The 15,526-nt window shown below is 46.1% G+C and carries 15 protein-coding genes; 11 read left to right on the top strand and 4 right to left on the bottom strand.

All coding sequences use genetic code 11. The features are described from left to right. Positions 1–2: 2 nt before the first annotated feature. Complete coding sequence (locus AC5EF3_RS11075; protein ID WP_015827849.1) at positions 3–1,775, bottom strand: patatin-like phospholipase family protein; 1,773 nt, start codon at positions 1,773–1,775, stop codon at positions 3–5. 220 nt (positions 1,776–1,995) lie between these two features. Here AC5EF3_RS11075 and AC5EF3_RS11070 point away from each other — a divergent pair, with 220 nt between their 5' ends. The 3 genes from AC5EF3_RS11070 (at position 1,996) to AC5EF3_RS11060 (ending at position 4,150) form a co-directional block, all read left to right on the top strand. Continuing rightward, positions 1,996–2,802 (top strand): enoyl-CoA hydratase-related protein, encoded by an 807-nt coding sequence (locus AC5EF3_RS11070; protein WP_015827848.1) that lies wholly within the window; start codon positions 1,996–1,998, stop codon positions 2,800–2,802. Positions 2,803–2,957: 155 nt separating this feature from the next. Then, positions 2,958–3,665, top strand: coding sequence for a hypothetical protein (locus tag AC5EF3_RS11065; RefSeq protein ID WP_493548089.1), 708 nt, complete (start codon positions 2,958–2,960; stop codon positions 3,663–3,665). Between the two features lie 59 nt (positions 3,666–3,724). Continuing rightward, entirely contained in the window at positions 3,725–4,150 is a 426-nt protein-coding gene (locus tag AC5EF3_RS11060) for a DUF1489 family protein (RefSeq protein ID WP_233356666.1), read from the top strand. Positions 4,151–4,153: 3 nt separating this feature from the next. Here the strand turns inward: AC5EF3_RS11060 and panC are convergent, their stop codons facing one another. After that, positions 4,154–5,029, bottom strand: a complete 876-nt coding sequence (gene panC / locus AC5EF3_RS11055) for a pantoate--beta-alanine ligase (protein ID WP_493548088.1) — start codon at positions 5,027–5,029, stop codon at positions 4,154–4,156. Positions 5,030–5,141: 112 nt separating this feature from the next. Here panC and AC5EF3_RS11050 point away from each other — a divergent pair, with 112 nt between their 5' ends. The 4 genes from AC5EF3_RS11050 (at position 5,142) to AC5EF3_RS11035 (ending at position 8,948) form a co-directional block, all read left to right on the top strand. After that, positions 5,142–5,825, top strand: a complete 684-nt coding sequence (locus AC5EF3_RS11050; RefSeq protein ID WP_493548087.1) for a hypothetical protein — start codon at positions 5,142–5,144, stop codon at positions 5,823–5,825. Positions 5,826–5,852: 27 nt separating this feature from the next. Further along, entirely contained in the window at positions 5,853–6,728 is an 876-nt protein-coding gene (locus AC5EF3_RS11045; protein ID WP_015827843.1) for a division plane positioning ATPase MipZ, read from the top strand. A gap of 92 nt (positions 6,729–6,820) precedes the next feature. Continuing rightward, positions 6,821–7,984 (top strand): sialidase family protein, encoded by a 1,164-nt coding sequence (locus tag AC5EF3_RS11040; protein ID WP_493548086.1) that lies wholly within the window; start codon positions 6,821–6,823, stop codon positions 7,982–7,984. Positions 7,985–8,087: 103 nt separating this feature from the next. After that, positions 8,088–8,948: a sterol desaturase family protein gene (locus AC5EF3_RS11035; protein ID WP_493548085.1), complete on the top strand. Its 861-nt coding sequence runs from the start codon at positions 8,088–8,090 to the stop codon at positions 8,946–8,948. A gap of 346 nt (positions 8,949–9,294) precedes the next feature. Here the strand turns inward: AC5EF3_RS11035 and AC5EF3_RS11030 are convergent, their stop codons facing one another. Together AC5EF3_RS11030 and AC5EF3_RS11025 are read right to left on the bottom strand one after the other, a co-directional pair. Further along, positions 9,295–10,341 (bottom strand): acyltransferase family protein, encoded by a 1,047-nt coding sequence (locus tag AC5EF3_RS11030; RefSeq protein ID WP_493548084.1) that lies wholly within the window; start codon positions 10,339–10,341, stop codon positions 9,295–9,297. A 123-nt stretch (positions 10,342–10,464) separates the two neighbouring features. After that, positions 10,465–11,433, bottom strand: a complete 969-nt coding sequence (locus AC5EF3_RS11025; protein WP_015827838.1) for a D-alanyl-D-alanine carboxypeptidase family protein — start codon at positions 11,431–11,433, stop codon at positions 10,465–10,467. Between the two features lie 124 nt (positions 11,434–11,557). Between AC5EF3_RS11025 and AC5EF3_RS11020 the strand changes: the two genes are divergently transcribed. The 4 genes from AC5EF3_RS11020 to trhO all read left to right on the top strand — a co-directional run. Then, positions 11,558–11,944 (top strand): DUF1499 domain-containing protein, encoded by a 387-nt coding sequence (locus AC5EF3_RS11020; RefSeq protein WP_015827837.1) that lies wholly within the window; start codon positions 11,558–11,560, stop codon positions 11,942–11,944. Between the two features lie 134 nt (positions 11,945–12,078). Then, positions 12,079–12,408: an ATP-dependent Clp protease adapter ClpS gene (clpS, locus tag AC5EF3_RS11015; protein WP_015827836.1), complete on the top strand. Its 330-nt coding sequence runs from the start codon at positions 12,079–12,081 to the stop codon at positions 12,406–12,408. Positions 12,409–12,418: 10 nt separating this feature from the next. After that, entirely contained in the window at positions 12,419–14,728 is a 2,310-nt protein-coding gene (gene clpA / locus AC5EF3_RS11010) for an ATP-dependent Clp protease ATP-binding subunit ClpA (protein WP_493548083.1), read from the top strand. A gap of 147 nt (positions 14,729–14,875) precedes the next feature. Beyond that, positions 14,876–15,526 (top strand): oxygen-dependent tRNA uridine(34) hydroxylase TrhO (trhO, locus tag AC5EF3_RS11005; RefSeq protein WP_493548082.1); only part of this gene is annotated, 651 nt, incomplete at its 3' end.

The raw sequence follows: 15,526 nt of genomic DNA, 5'->3' as shown, positions 1-15,526 counted from the left end.
GCTTAAGTTGACGTAATCAATGTGCGTGCGATCGGGCCGTTTAATTGGGTAAGTGCCTTTTTGGTCGCGATATAGCCGCGTTCGACAATGTCATCATAAGCTTTCCAGTCGCGTAATTCCGTATCTTCGATATCAGGTGTGATAAGTACATCCGTATATTGTGAACCATCTTTTGGGTCCACACTGACTGTCGCTGCCCGCATTAAAAGAGCTGCGATTGGCGGAGCCGCTGAGAAGCCATGCTTCATTGTCCATCTAAAAAATCCGGGTGGATTGACAAAATCCTGAGGATTTAAACCTCGGTCTGCTTGGGCAACATCCACGCCAATAATTTTACCTCTGTGTAGTTCTCTCATAACATCTGAAGGGAAGTTATTTAGAACACCCCCATCAACTAAAACTTGTTCACCATCGACAATTGGAGGCAAAATTCCCGGTAGTGCAATTGATGCACGCAATGCCTGACGAAGCAAACCTTCGGTATGAATACGAACAGCGCCATGGGTTAAGTTGGTTGAAACTGCATAGAAAGGGATTTCTAATGATTCAATATTGATATCCCCAAAGTGTTCTGCCAGCCTTCCATCAACACGGTGACCTTTTACGAGCCCAACGACTGGAAGTGTGTAGTCCGCTAAGGGGTTTGATTCGACAAAGGCTTTGCGGATACGCCTGTCAATTTCATCGTCCGACCAGCCAGATGCGACACAAGCAGCTACCACAGCCCCCATCGAGGTGCCGCCTACAAGATCAATAGGACATTTTGCTTCTCTTAAAGCTCTCACTGCGCCAATGCTGGCATATGCACGTGCACCGCCACCAGACATAACAAGCCCCACAGATCGCCCAGCCATGACACGTGCCAGACGTTTACAATCATCGTCATTGAGACCATCCCAATGGAATATGCGAGACGCTTTTGCAGCATCTCTCCATTTGGCAGGTTCAGCACCAATTCGTGAATTGCCATGATGAAGCAGAATAATATCAACCAATTTGAACTGACGTGTCGGGCTTTCATCATCAGGCATTAATGGTGACGATGGATGGGCGTCTGCTCTGGCAAGAATCCAAATTCTGTCTGCATAGCGAAGGCTCATACGGAACCAATTGCTGTCGCCGATGGCTGTTTTGAAAATAACGATGTCGTGGCGCGCTTCTAGATCATCAAAATATCTTGAGTCTTTGTCAGCATCGCTTTCATCGACGATTTTGACTTTGAAAGATAGGTTTTCCAGTTCTTTAGCGAGCGCCTTAGCTCTTAAATCAACGTCAATCGTGGGTGATGTCGCCATGAGAGCAAAGACGCGTGGTTCAGCGCGTCTTGGTTGTTTGCGGCGCGATTTTCTGAGGCGCAGTAATAATACGCGCGTGAGGCGTTCCAGCAGTCCGGGATTAGACTTGATGAGCTTCATAAATCCTTGTCGCGTGAGACGAACAAGCTCTGTGTCTCGAAGGGTGTACACATCGTTTTGATGGTTTTCACCGGCAACAAGGGCTATTTCACCAACAGGCTCGCCTGTACGAATATGACCAAGAAATTCGGACCGTCCATCACTCTTGGGGGTAAATGCTCCCAAAGAGCCTGAAATAACAAAATAGATAGCATCGGCGGGCGCACCGGCGGCGAATAATTGCTGACCGCCTGGAACGGAAAAATGCGCCATGTCATTTTCAAGAAGTTTCAGCGTTGATTTGGGCACATCCTGAAGAAAGGGGAGCCCGTCCAATATCGTTTGGCTGAGTTTGTTTTCTCGACTAGGTAACAGGCCCATATTTCACGCTCGTATCAATTTAAGACGGCTCTAACTTTTGAGAGTCTTGTTGTCGAATGAAGTTTACACGACAAACCCAAACAAATTGACACCAAGAATTTCAAATTATTCATCGGCTTTTTTATTAAAGCGAATTAACTGCGCCCAAATGGCACTGGTGGTAATGCTGTTGGCGGGTATAGGGTGCATAAAGATGCATATACACGAAAGGGAGTCTTCCATGTCCACTTATGAGCATATTGAGCTTGATGTTTCGCGATTGGGCGTTGCGGTTATCCTGATCAACCGTCCTGAGCAGCACAATGCTTTTAATTCGCTGGTTGTCGAAGAGTTGAGTGATGCAATTGATCTTGTATCCAAGACGGTAGAAGTCCGCTTTGTTATTTTCCGGGGAGCGGGAGATGTTTTCTCTGTTGGCGGCGATAAAGAATGGACCAAAGCTGCAATCGACTACACCGAAAAAGAAAACGAAGAAGATGCGCTGGCCATGGCAAATATGCTTCGTAAATTATACGAAATGCCTCAATTGACCTTGGCTATGGTGCATGGTGATGCACGGGGCGGTGGTGTGGGCATTGTCGCTGCTTGTGATATTGCTATTGCCAGTAAAAATGTCGGTTTTAGTTTTCCTGACGTTGCGCGAGGTATTCTACCGGCAACAATTGCGCCTTTTGTCGTTGAAGCGATTGGGCCACGCTGGGCCAAAGCATTATTTCTAACTGGTGAAACTTTCGATGGTGATTTCGCGGAACAGATCGGCCTTGTTCAATATGCTGTTGAAGATGAGGCAGAGATGGAAAATCTCGCTGAATATATGGCATCGCTCGCATTTAAAGCTGGTCCTTCAGCCCTTGCGAATACAAAAGCTCTCATCTCGCACGTTTTAGAAGAACCTATAGATTCTTCATTGATGCATTCAGTTGCACGCTTGAGTGCAAAACAGCGAGCCTCTGCTGAAGGAATAGAAGGTCTGACAGCAGCAGTAGAAGATCGCTCTCCTAGCTGGGCTAAAAGTGAAGACGAATAATTTGCCCATGTGTTGTTATGAAAATCACCTTTTTTGGACGTAATTTCGTGCAAAGGCTGGTGTGGAGAAGAGCTTCTTCGGAAACCTTTCCTTAGGAGCTTTTTTCTATTCTGAGGCCTAAATTTCCTAAACCGGTTTGCTGAGAAAGTCGTAAAATGGGGTTGGTGAGTGCATTTTTCTATTTAGCTGGGGCGCAAATCTCACCTATTGAAGCGTTAAACATCGCGCTGCTTGATGCGGAACCTGTTCCTTCTATGCGGGCTGCTTTTCGTGCATCCATATCTAGTTCTGGCGCAGTGCGAGAAATAGAATACGACCCGCTAAAACCATTGAGCCGACGCTTTCGCATTAGCCGGCGTGTTGGGGTTGATGAAGAATTGGACGCAATTGTCGATGATTGGGCGCGGGAAGTTCAGCCTGATGTTCGTTTGTTTGCTGATGATCTGCGTTCTAGTTTAGGGCAGGGAAACATCGTTCAAACGGCAAATGGCTGGAATGTGCAATTTCAACACAAGCTTTCAAATAATGACGGTCCGGTAGATGCGTTAGTCTCACAACAAATGGTCGGCGGTTTAAATCTGGATGCGAATACAGGGCTTTTGTCTCGTCTTGAATATTCGATCAATAAGCCATTCAAAACACCAGAAGGTGCGTGGGTGGATAGCTATAGGCAGGTCTATAGCTTTGGTCGATCTGAGCAATGGGGCGTCACTTTTGTCACTGGATATGATCTTTACGCGCGTGGTGGGCGTTTTGGTGTTAAGGGTGAGCGGACATTTTCTGTGAAGGTGACGGATGTTGCGTTTTCTCTCGCTAGCGATGCCAATCAGCAATTAGAGTCAAAACGTATCCCCACAAATTAATTATATGAGGGGCTGGCCTTTAAAAAGAGTCGCTCTATTTATATGTGATGGCGCTTCACATGATCAAACTCGCTGCCGGTGCTGAATCTATTGAGAGTTTCACCGAGTGGCAACAACACGTTATGCAACAACGCAGAGCAGCAGGCTTATCTGCCAATCCCGTGCATGAAACGCGGATGATGCCCAAGCGAGGTGCTGAGATTATTAACGGTGGCTCGATGTATTGGGTCATCAAGCATAAAATTTGCTTGCGTCAGCGAATTATCGAGATTGAACGCGTTGAGATTGAGGGGGCACCAAAATTCTGCCTCATCCATTTTGATCCTGAGCTTGTGCCTGTTCATGTGAAGGTGAAACGCCCGTTTCAGGGGTGGCGCTATTTGAAAGACTCTGATGTGCCACCAGATATTAGCCCATCCTCGCCTGCACCTGCAGATACGCCAATTCACCTTGAATTAGCGCTAAAAGAAGCGGGTGTTTGGTAGCGATTAATTGCGAGACAGAGGTAGATTGTCGATCAAACGCGTCTTGCCCATCCAGGCAGCTGTGAGGATGCGTGCATCAACACCTTTTTTCAGCGTATCTGTTCCGAGGTCTTCCAATGAGCTTGCATCTCTGACGGCGACATAGTCGATTGGGCCAAGGCCTGCTGCTGATATATCCTGAATAGCTTGATCTATTGTGGATGAAATTAGGCTACCATTTTCAATGGCTTGTGCCGCTTTTCGCAGAGCTTGAGCAAATTTTCCAGCTTTTTCGCGGTCTTCAGGCGAGAGATATCTATTGCGAGAAGACATCGCCAAACCATCTGGTTCACGCATTGTTTTAGCACCAATGACTTTAATCTGCATACCCAGATCTAATGTCATGCGTTTGATGATTTGAAGCTGTTGATAGTCTTTTTCACCAAAGACTGCGATGTCTGGTGCAACATGGGTAAATAATCTGGAGACAATGTTTGTGACGCCGCCAAAGAAATGCGGGCGGTGCTCGCCTTCAAGGATTTTAGACAGGTTTTCAACATATACCTGTGTGCAATTTCCTTCAGGGTAAAGATCTTTAGCAACAGGGCAGTAGACTGCATGACAGCCTGCTGAAGTGAGCTTTTCTAGATCTTCATCCATAGTGCGTGGATAGCTGTCAAAATCTTCGTGCGGCGCAAATTGAGTCGGGTTTACAAAAATAGAGACGATGACGCTGCTGCTATGGCGTTTGGCTTCTTCCACCAATGATATGTGTCCAGCGTGTAGAGCGCCCATGGTTGGAACAAATCCAATGGTGTTACCAAGGCGTATTTGTTCAATTCGCCAGTCGCGTAATTCTGAAGGTGTCTTAAGGACAGTTATCGTGTTATTTTTGCTCATGAGGCGAAGCGTTAATTTCTTTTGCTAAAATTATCAAGAAGTGATCGTAAAATGCTGGTTTTCTGCTACCTTTCTCAATGATGTGTTAACCACGTTGAGCGAAATTGGTCTTATGAAAATAAATTTGCTCCATATTCTTCGTGTTTCGGTTTTCTCTGTAGGCGCTATCGCTTTATCAGCGTGCACCCGCATTTCCGGATCTGGTGAAACTTCATATGTAGATGATGGTCTTCGACAAGACCCTCCTGAAGGCGTTTTGATCCCCAAAGATCTACGCAGCTACCAACCGACTGATGAGTTGGCTATGGTCGATGAAATCGAATCCAAGGTTCAGGCTTTGAATGTTGAACTTAAGACGCTTCGCAGTGCGCTTGAGATCATGCAGCCTGTGGATGAAGCTGCGCTAAGCTATAGCGATGCAAATTACTCAGCTGCGCCGGAGCCTGTTTCTGAAGCTGCTCAACATATACCTTCTGCTTCGACACCTATGATTGATGTGTCCGAAGCGGAAACTCAGTATGATGAAGCACCTGAAATGGAAAACGGGCAATCATTGTTTAGATACGCAGATCTTGGACTTTACCCAACACAGGGTGCGGCGTCTGCTGATTGGAACCGCCTTGAAGGTGAGCTAGACCTAGAGGAACTTACGCCATTCTATGACGAAGTTGGCGGCGGTGTACGTTTATCCACAGGACCTTTTGCAAATGCAGAAGATCTTACCGAAGTATGTGTTGATCTAAGCCGTGTAGCTGGGGCATGTGAACCGTCCGACGACGGAAGAACGCTTCAATAGTATAATGCGGATTGTGGAGTAACAGGTATGGCAACAGAGTTGGCCGAACAAGCGGGCGCTGGCAAATCAGCCGGCAATCGTTTGGCGCACGTCATTGTCATAGGTAATGAAAAGGGTGGCGCAGGTAAATCGACTGTGGCCATGCATCTTTCTGTGGCCCTTATGCGTATGGGTAAAAAGGTCGGATTTCTTGATCTTGATGTCCGTCAACGTTCCATCTCGCGCTATCTTGAAAACCGTATTCGCTGGAATCAAACATCGGGTGGAAATCTACCCGTGCCCGAGACTGTTCGTATTGATGCAAGTCAGGCACGTGACCTTGATGCAGCTGAGTTAGAAGAGGCTGAGCGATTTGAAGGCAGTATTAAGCGTTTGTCTCAGACATGTGACTTTATACTCGTAGATAGTCCGGGGGGGGATACATTTTTGTCCCGCATGGCGCATTCATCTGCTGATACCTTGATTACACCGCTAAATGATAGTTTTGTTGACTTTGATCTTTTGGGGGATATCGACCCTCAAACTCTAGAAGTCGTGCGCCCAAGTTTTTATGCAGAGCAAGTGTGGGATTGTCGCAAACGTAAAGCAAAAACAAGCCGTAAGCCGATTGATTGGGTGGTGATGCGTAACCGCATGTCGCCCCTTGATGCGCGTAATAAACAGCGCGTGGGTGAGGCTTTGGACAATTTGGCTCGCCGTATTGGATTTCGGATTGCACCGGGATTATCTGAGCGTGTGATTTATCGTGAGCTGTTTCCTATGGGGTTAACTTTGCTTGATCTGACTGAGGCTGGATCAAATGTCGCTTTCACGATGAGCCATGTGGCGGCGCGTCAGGAAATTCGTGATCTACTTATCGTGCTGAAATTGCCCGGTATGGAAGGCGAAGAAATTTCTTTCTGACCCTGCAAAATATGTTTGATTACATAAGCTAAGTAATTGCCTTTTGGGCAAATCGCCCTCTAGTATGTGCCTCTAAAATTAAAGGGGTGGATATGAAAACTAGAATTTTGTTAAGTTTGATCTGTGTTGGTTTATTGGCATATTGTGCCAAAGTGGGTGTGACAACGCCGCCTTTAATCCATGTGCAAGCTGAACTTTTTGATCAAGAAAATACAGAAACTCTAGGTTTGGTTCGTGCCCAAGACACTGAAATATTTACTATTTTTGAACCAAAAGAAACAGATTATCGCTATAATAATGGCGTTGTGCTTTTGCCGTTTAAGGGCAAGCTTTATGCGCAATGGCAGTCTTCTATCAAAGATGAAGATGGGCCTGAAACAGAAGTTAAATTCAGCGTTTCAGATGAAGGAAAAAATTGGTCTCTGCCTGCAATCTTAGCTCCAGCGCGTGACAATGCGATTGTGACCAGTGGTGGGTGGTGGACAGATGGTGAAACGCTCATCGCTTATATCAATGTTTGGCCAAGTTTTACCTATGAAGATAGAAGCGGATATACTGAATACATTTACAGCAAAGATGGTGTGGTCTGGAGCACTCCGCAGCGTGTGCTTGATATAGACGGTGTGCCGGTAAACGGGGTTATTGAACAGGACCCTTATACGACAAGGACTGGCCGGATTGTAACGGCTTTTCACACATCACCAGGCCTGCATGTGAAGCCGTTTTACACGGATGACCCATTGGGAATAACGGGTTGGACGCAAGGTGAATTTGAGAATTTGCCAACGACAAAAGCTGTTAGCCGCGAAATTGAACCGAGCTGGTTTTTGCGCCCGAATGGGGATCTTGTTATGGTGTTTCGGGATCAAGACAGTAGCTATCAAACGATTGTTTCTGTTAGTGAAAATGATGGCGTGAGCTGGACAGATCCCGAGCTTGCCGCGTTTCCTGATTCTCGCTCGAAACAGAGTGCTGGCAATTTGCCAAATGGTGATGTGTTCCGCGTCAATAATCCGCGCAATACCAAGATAAGGTCGCCTTTGGTTGTATCTTTAAGCAAAGATGGTGTCGTTTTTGACAGAGCGTGGCTGCTGCGCGGCGGCGATGATTTGCAGGCTTTGCGCTATGAGGGAAAATACAAAAGTATTGGCTATAGCTATCCCAAAAGCGTGATCTGGGGCGATTATCTTTATGTGGGATATGCGACTAATAAAGAGGATGTTCAAATATCCAGAGTGCCTTGGAAGAATTTGTAGGATCGATTTATCAAGCGGAGGATAAACCATACCAGAATTTTTCACACCGACGGTTTATGCAATTCCCTTTTTCCTTGTGACATTGGTGCTGGAATGGTGGGCAGTGCGAAGCAAACGCGTGCGTGGCCGGTATGAAACTAATGATGCAATCACGTCAGTTTCTCTGGGAATTGGCAATCTTATTGTTGATACAGTGACGGGTTTCTTGGCGATTGCTGCGCTTTTAGTGGTGTGGGAGTATCGAGTTTTTGAGCTTCCAGTGACGTGGTGGAGCTTTATTATTGTGTTTGTGGTGACGGATTTTGTCTATTACTGGAAACACCGTTTTGGACATCGCATGCGCTGGTTTTGGATGTCGCATGTCACGCATCATTCTTCACAGCATTACAATCTGACAACGGCATTACGCCAACCATGGCTGGGACCATTTACCGGATTATTTGTGATTGGTGCGCCATTGATTTTTCTGGGTGTGCATCCTGCTTTTATGGCATTCGCGATGAGCTTTAATTTGGTTTATCAATATTGGATCCATACAGAAGCGATTGATAAAATGCCCAAATGGTTTGAAGCGATAATGAACACGCCAAGCCATCACCGTGTGCATCATGCGACCAATCCGCGATATTTGGATATGAATTATGCGGGTGTGTTTATCATTTGGGACAAGATGTTTGGTACATTTACACCGGAATTGAAAAGCGATCCTTGTGTGTATGGTCTGGTGAAGAATGTGGAATCCTATAATCCGCTTTATCTGGCTTATCATGGGGTGATGGAGTTTGTTTCAGACTGTATATCTGATGGATTGCGCCCTGATAGATGGGTGAGGCGAATGTTTAATCCGCCCGGCTGGCAGCCTGATGGCTCTGGCAGCACAAGTGAAACGCTTAAGCAAGAATGGCTGGATGCGCAGGCGGAAGATGCCGATTTGTCAGTGGCTGCACAGAAATCTTCGTTATGACAGAGCATGCGAAGGTATCAGATATTGAATTTTAAATAACCAGAGTAAGGGCACGAGGCACGCTTATTTTTGGCAGTCTTAGTCTAAATTGCTGGTCCCGATCCAAACACGGGATGCCAGCGATAGTTTGGGCCGCAAATAAGCATGCCTCGTCTCATGGTTTTTCTTTTGGGGTGTTTAAGCCTTGGAGCTTTTGGCTCTCTTTTCGTAATTGCCACCCGATTTGAAAAATCACTTTGCCAATCCCAACACGTCCGGTCGCGAGCCGCCCTCAAGGATTGAGGCGCTTAATATGGCGCAAGTTTTCTGGGGCGGGGATAAGTTTTGCGTTATCCGATGCTTCTAATTATATGCGAGGTGAAAATCCAGCTTGGAAAATAGGGCCGCTGGCAATCTTGCGACCCATTGTTATGCAAGGTTTTTCGATTGTGATGTGCAGTATGTATGCAAAAGCAATTGAGAGCGGGTAGGCGAGAGTAAACTCTAGCATCATTGAGTTTTCTAAGCCGAGTTTATCAATACCAATTTCCACAGCGTTTAAGACGAGCACATGTGTGAGATAGATTGCAAATGTGAGTTTTCCTGCCCATGCAAGCGGAGAAAAGGATAATATTCGGGAAGTTGGGCTATCTTCATTAAACCACAAACTAGCAACAAGTCCGGCACCACAAAACGACATGGCTAAATTCCAGATATTGACCATCGGAAATATGAGTGACGCTATGTATGTGAGGACCATCAGGCCGACACAAATGGAAGCAATTTCGCTTTTTTTGAATATGTCTATCAGGCGTGGTTTGTTTTTTACGATGATGGCCAACAAAGCACCAAAAGCCAGCCCAAAATAGCCGCGAACAAAAAAGCTTTCGCCGTTGGACGCAAAGAGCAAGCCGCCAATGATAAGCGCGGATACCGTGAATGCCCAGAGAGGTTTTTTGAGCAAGAAAAATAGAATACACGGCCAAATAATATAGAATTTTTCTTCTATGCCGAGTGTCCATGCGTGTAGAAAGGAGTTGCCTGCCTCTACTGGTCTGAACTCACTATTGAAAGAGGCAATGTAAGGAAGGGCAGTGAAAAATTCATTTTGTTTTTCTGGTTGCCCTATGCGCGCCAAGAGTTCGGAAGCACAAAAATAGATGAAAATTGTGAAGGCGTATAAAGGGACAATTCTAAAGAAACGTCTGATATAAAAAGATTTTAGATTGATTTTTTGGTCTTGCGATGAGTCGCGCAATAGAAGCCAAGTGATTAGCCATCCACTGAGAGCGAAAAAAATATCTACGCCAAATGAGCCATCTATGTAACTTGGTACGAATGAAATGTGATTGAAAATTGTGAAAATAATACAGATAGCCCGCAAGCCATCTAGCGCGTTTCTATACTTTACCATATGCCCCAACCCATAATATGCGTGCAGTCTTAATTTGCACGCATAGTTCATCGCATATTAGGCAGGTTCAAACAACACATAAACTCAGAGTTGTTCGTTTTGGCAAGTGTTGGGAATTAAATGCTATTCAGCGGAGCCTTGCTCTAGGTCGATTTCATCGGTGCTGAAGCTGTCCATTTCATCAAGCGCATAATGATTGAGGTCATCTGTTGTTAGGCCGCGCAATTCGTTAAAAGCAATGCGGGTTGTGATGCTTGGTTTTTCATCTTCGCCAGTTGCGATAACATCAAATGCAGCTTCTAAAAGGTCGGTGACGTGAGCGTTGCGTGATTTGGATGTTGCGCCGCCTAGCATGACAGCGATAACGCGGTGTCCATCGCGCTCGGCAGATGCGAGTAGGTTAAAGCCAGATGCGCGGGTATAGCCTGTTTTGATGCCATCTACGCCGCGAACAGATTCAAGAAGTTTGTTGTGGTTTTTGTAATTAGCTCTGCCGTATTTAAACTCTGTCGTGGAGAAATAGTCATAATAATCAGCGTGATCGCGCAACATGGCTTCTCCCAATATCGCAAGATCATGTGCTGTTGAGAGTTGGGCGGCGTTTGGCAGGCCGGATGCGTTTTTAAAGCGTGTGTTTTTAAGACCAAGCTGGCGCGCTTTGGCTGTCATCAATGCTGCAAAACGTGTTTCTGATCCACCAAGACGCTCGGCGATAACAACGGCGACATCATTGGCTGATTTTGTGACGAGTGCGTTGATGGCTGTTTCGACGCTGATTGTTTCGCCCGGCTTTAGATAAAGCTTGGAAGGGGGCTGTTTAGACGCTTCACGTGAAATTTTTAGTTCGTCCGTTAGCATTAATTCGCCTGCTTTTAGCGCATCAAACACCATGTAAAGTGTCATCACTTTGGTGATGGAGGCTGGAAAGCGTGGATCATCCGCATTGCGAGAGTGAAGCACTTTAGCGGTGTCGATATCGATCACATAGGATGCGTATTTTTCTGCGCTCGCGGGTGCGATAACACATAAAGACAGGGCCAAAGCTGTGATGAGCTTTTTGATTAGACCAGAGAATGCGGACGAAAATGCCATGTCTGTTATGATCCTGTTTATCGAAAACGACGTACTTCAAGATTGATGTTAGGCTGCATTCATTGAAGTGTGGTTAACTGAATATAATTTGTAGGCCAAAATTGATCAAAGAAATGTTATCTGAATGTTAAATCTAAAAACGATGACACTGCCGAAAACGCCAAACACTTATTTATTGGCACCCGAGGGCTATTGTCAGAATGCGCAACCTAACGGGGCGGCTCCTGTTTATGCTGGAAAAACACCTGCCCAGCTCAAGGTCGAATTTGTGCGCGCAATTGAAAATGAGTCAAGGCTGTCCGTATTGGAGGATGAAGAATTTTGCATGGAGCTGCGCCAGAGAACACCTTTGGTCGGCTGGCCAGACTATATAAGCGTTTGTTTTTTAGAAGCAGATGAGGGCGGCTCAACCCTCGCAATCTATTCGCGATCTAAATATGGGCGAAAAGATTTTGGTGTAAATCGCAAACGAATTGAACGATGGCTGGATTTACTTGGTAATAAGTCTTAGATTGGGATTGCACAATATTGTGGCTTCCCTCTTACATTGGGAGAGTATCTTCATATCTATTGTGTATGATTAAAGCGCTCTGAGCTTTTTATTTGTTTGGAGCAATGTGATGTTGGTTAGATTTCGATAGGTTTATGTCAGACGATAATACCCCAACAGGCCCCGACGATGAGACGGGCGTCGCAACGCGGACAGAGACAAAGACAAAACGTCCGTCTTTGTACCGTGTTTTAATATTGAACGACGACTTCACCCCCATGGAGTTTGTTGTTCTCATTCTTGAGCACTTCTTCAACAAGACTCGTGAAGAAGCGACAAAAGTCATGCTCCATGTCCATAATACAGGCGTGGGTGTGTGTGGAGTGTTCACATATGAGGTTGCTGAAACAAAAGTGGCGCAAGTGATGGACCTTGCCCGCAGAAGTGAGCATCCTCTGCAATGTACGATGGAACGCGAAGAGTAGAGGTTACCAAATGCCTTCAATGACCCCCAGCCTAGAACGTGCGCTTGAAAAAGCGTTACATCTTGCGTCTGACCGCAAGCATGAATATGCCACGCTTGAGCATTTGTTGTTTGCGCTGACAGAAGATGAAGATGCTTCGGAGGTCATGCGCGCGTGTAAGCTGGATATAGACAAGCTACGCGGCGACCTAAATGATTATATGGATGAAGAGCTTAATTCTATCGTCGTTGACGATGATGAGCATGTGCATCCGACAGCGGCTTTCCAGCGCGTTGTTCAGCGTGCGGTTTTGCATGTTGAAAGCTCTGGTCGAGATGAAGTGACAGGTGCCAATGTGCTTGTGTCTATCTTTGCCGAACGTGAAAGCCACGCTGCTTACTTCCTGCAAGCTCAGGATATGACACGCTATGATGCGGTCAATTACATTTCACATGGTGTCGCGAAAAAGCCGGGCATGTCTCGTTCAAGACCTGTGGATGGCGCTGGCGAAGATAAAGACGAAACAGTTAAATCTGGCGGTGAAGCGCTACAAGCTTACTGTGTTGATTTAAATGAAAAAGCACGTTCTGGCAAAACGGACCCTTTGATTGGGCGTCAGCTAGAAGTGGATCGCTGTATTCAGGTATTATGTCGTCGCCGTAAAAATAACCCATTGCTGGTTGGTGATCCCGGTGTTGGTAAGACTGCCATTGCCGAAGGTCTTGCTAAACGTATCGTCGATGGTGAAGCCCCTGAAATCCTTGGGGAGAGCATTATTTACTCTCTTGATATGGGCGCTTTGCTTGCGGGTACGCGCTATCGCGGTGACTTTGAAGAGCGTTTAAAACAGGTTGTTAAAGAGCTAGAAGAACAGCCGCGTTCTGTGTTGTTTATTGATGAGATTCACACGGTTATCGGTGCGGGTGCGACATCTGGCGGCGCGATGGATGCGTCCAATTTGCTAAAGCCAGCGCTTCAATCTGGTGAGCTGCGCTGTATGGGGTCTACGACGTATAAAGAATATCGTCAGCACATTGAGAAAGATCGTGCTTTGGCGCGTCGTTTCCAGAAGATTGATGTTGTTGAGCCAACTGTGGCAGATTCCATCAAGATTTTGCAGGGTTTGAAATCTCGTTTTGAAGATTTCCACGGCCTTAGATATACCAATGATGCGATCAAGACAGCGGTGGAGTTGGCAGCGCGTCACATCACTGACCGGAAATTGCCGGATAAAGCGATCGATGTGATTGATGAAGCGGGTGCAAGCCAATGGCTGCAACCTGAATCAAAACGTCGTAAGCAAATTGGCACAAAAGAGATCGAGCAAGTGATTGCGAAGATGGCTCGTATTCCATCTAAGCAGGTCAATAAAACGGACGAACAGGCTCTTAAGTCTATCTCGGCTGATTTAAAGCGTGTTGTTTACGGACAGGACGAAGCCATTGCTGCGGTGTCTGATGCCATTAAGCTGGCGCGTGCTGGTCTGCGTGAAGCCAATAAGCCGATTGGGTCTTACTTATTCTCGGGTCCAACCGGTGTGGGTAAAACTGAAGTTGCGCGTCAATTGGCGTCCATTCTAGGTGTCGAGCTTTTACGTTTTGATATGTCTGAATATATGGAGCGTCACACTGTTTCGCGTTTGATCGGTGCACCTCCGGGATATGTTGGATATGATCAAGGTGGATTGCTGACAGATGGTGTGGATCAACATCCTCACTGTGTGTTGCTGCTAGATGAGATTGAGAAAGCGCATCCTGAATTGTTCAACATTCTCTTGCAGGTGATGGATAATGGATCGCTGACAGATTCAAACGGTAAGAAGATTGATTTCCGCAATGTGATTTTGATCATGACAACCAATGCGGGTGCGTCGGATGCTGCCAAAGAAGCCATTGGTTTTGGGCGCGGCAAACGTGAAGGTGAAGATGAAGAGGCAATCAAAAAGCTCTTCACACCGGAATTCCGCAACCGTTTGGATGCGATCGTGCCATTCTCGCCATTGGGTGAGGAAGTGATTTCACGCGTTGTTGATAAATTTATCCTTCAACTTGAAGGTCAATTGTCTGACCGTAATGTTGATATCGTTCTAACTGATAAAGCGCGTGCTTGGTTGGCAGAGCGTGGTTATGATAAAGACTATGGAGCCCGTCCGCTATCACGCGTTATCCAAGAGCATGTAAAGAAGCCTATGGCTGAAGAACTGCTATTTGGTAAGCTGAAAAAAGGCGGTGTGGTGACCATTGATGTGGATATCAAAGACACGAAAAAACTGGCTTTCATTTATGAAGAGGACACACCGAAATCTTCTAAGAAGTCAGAAGAGCCAGAATTGACTGACTAATCCTTGTCACTATTTCCATGTGACAAATAAGGGTATTCCGGTTTTCTAGCTTTTAAGTTAGATAGAGGCTAATAGGTTTTGGGCGAGGGCAGTGATGCTCTCGCCCGAATGTTTTGAACTGATCAATTTTAGACTGAAACAAACACAATGACCCAGATTATCGTCGCCGCACTTTATCACTTTGCTAAGCTTCCAAATTATGAAGAGCTGCAGGCGCCCTTGCTGGCCGCGTGCGAGGCTGCGGGCACGAAGGGGACATTGCTTCTGGCAACTGAAGGCATTAACGGAACTATCGCAGGCAGCCGTGAGGGTATTGATGCTGTGCTTGCGCATATTCGCTCTATTCCTGGGCTTGAAGCCACTGAGCACAAAGAAAGCTTTGCCAAAGAGATGCCTTTCTTGCGGATGAAAGTGCGCCTGAAAAACGAGATTGTGACGATGGGTGTGCCGGGCACGGACCCAAGCAATATTGTGGGAACATATGTTGATCCAGAAGACTGGAATGATTTGATCGCACAAGATGATGTGATTTTGATCGACACGCGCAATGATTATGAGGTGCAGATTGGCACGTTTAAAGGCGCAGTGAACCCGAAAACGACGACTTTCCGCGAATTCCCTGAATGGTTTGAGAAATTCCAACGCACGCACAATAAGCCCAAAGTGGCGATGTTTTGCACGGGTGGTATTCGCTGTGAAAAATCGACAGCTTTGGCCAAGGATATGGGCTTTGAAGAAGTGTTTCACCTGAAAGGCGGCATTCTAAAATATCTTGAAAATGTGCCAGAAGAAAAATCA

This window comes from Hirschia sp., assembly GCF_058892565.1.
This window is presented reverse-complemented; position numbering and strand designations above follow the sequence as displayed.

Excerpts from the sequence above, each read along its gene's own strand:
- clpA (WP_493548083.1), top strand. The coding sequence starts at position 12,419 with ATGCCTTCAATGACCCCCAGCCTAGAACGTGCGCTTGAAAAAGCGTTA.
- AC5EF3_RS11025 (WP_015827838.1), bottom strand. The coding sequence starts at position 11,433 with ATGGCATTTTCGTCCGCATTCTCTGGTCTAATCAAAAAGCTCATCACA.
- AC5EF3_RS11075 (WP_015827849.1), bottom strand. The coding sequence starts at position 1,775 with ATGGGCCTGTTACCTAGTCGAGAAAACAAACTCAGCCAAACGATATTG.
- panC (WP_493548088.1), bottom strand. The coding sequence starts at position 5,029 with ATGAGCAAAAATAACACGATAACTGTCCTTAAGACACCTTCAGAATTA.
- AC5EF3_RS11060 (WP_233356666.1), top strand. The coding sequence starts at position 3,725 with ATGATCAAACTCGCTGCCGGTGCTGAATCTATTGAGAGTTTCACCGAG.
- AC5EF3_RS11045 (WP_015827843.1), top strand. The coding sequence starts at position 5,853 with ATGGCAACAGAGTTGGCCGAACAAGCGGGCGCTGGCAAATCAGCCGGC.
- AC5EF3_RS11070 (WP_015827848.1), top strand. The coding sequence starts at position 1,996 with ATGTCCACTTATGAGCATATTGAGCTTGATGTTTCGCGATTGGGCGTT.
- AC5EF3_RS11020 (WP_015827837.1), top strand. The coding sequence starts at position 11,558 with ATGTTAAATCTAAAAACGATGACACTGCCGAAAACGCCAAACACTTAT.
- clpS (WP_015827836.1), top strand. The coding sequence starts at position 12,079 with ATGTCAGACGATAATACCCCAACAGGCCCCGACGATGAGACGGGCGTC.
- AC5EF3_RS11065 (WP_493548089.1), top strand. The coding sequence starts at position 2,958 with ATGGGGTTGGTGAGTGCATTTTTCTATTTAGCTGGGGCGCAAATCTCA.
- AC5EF3_RS11030 (WP_493548084.1), bottom strand. The coding sequence starts at position 10,341 with ATGGTAAAGTATAGAAACGCGCTAGATGGCTTGCGGGCTATCTGTATT.
- AC5EF3_RS11050 (WP_493548087.1), top strand. The coding sequence starts at position 5,142 with ATGAAAATAAATTTGCTCCATATTCTTCGTGTTTCGGTTTTCTCTGTA.
- AC5EF3_RS11040 (WP_493548086.1), top strand. The coding sequence starts at position 6,821 with ATGAAAACTAGAATTTTGTTAAGTTTGATCTGTGTTGGTTTATTGGCA.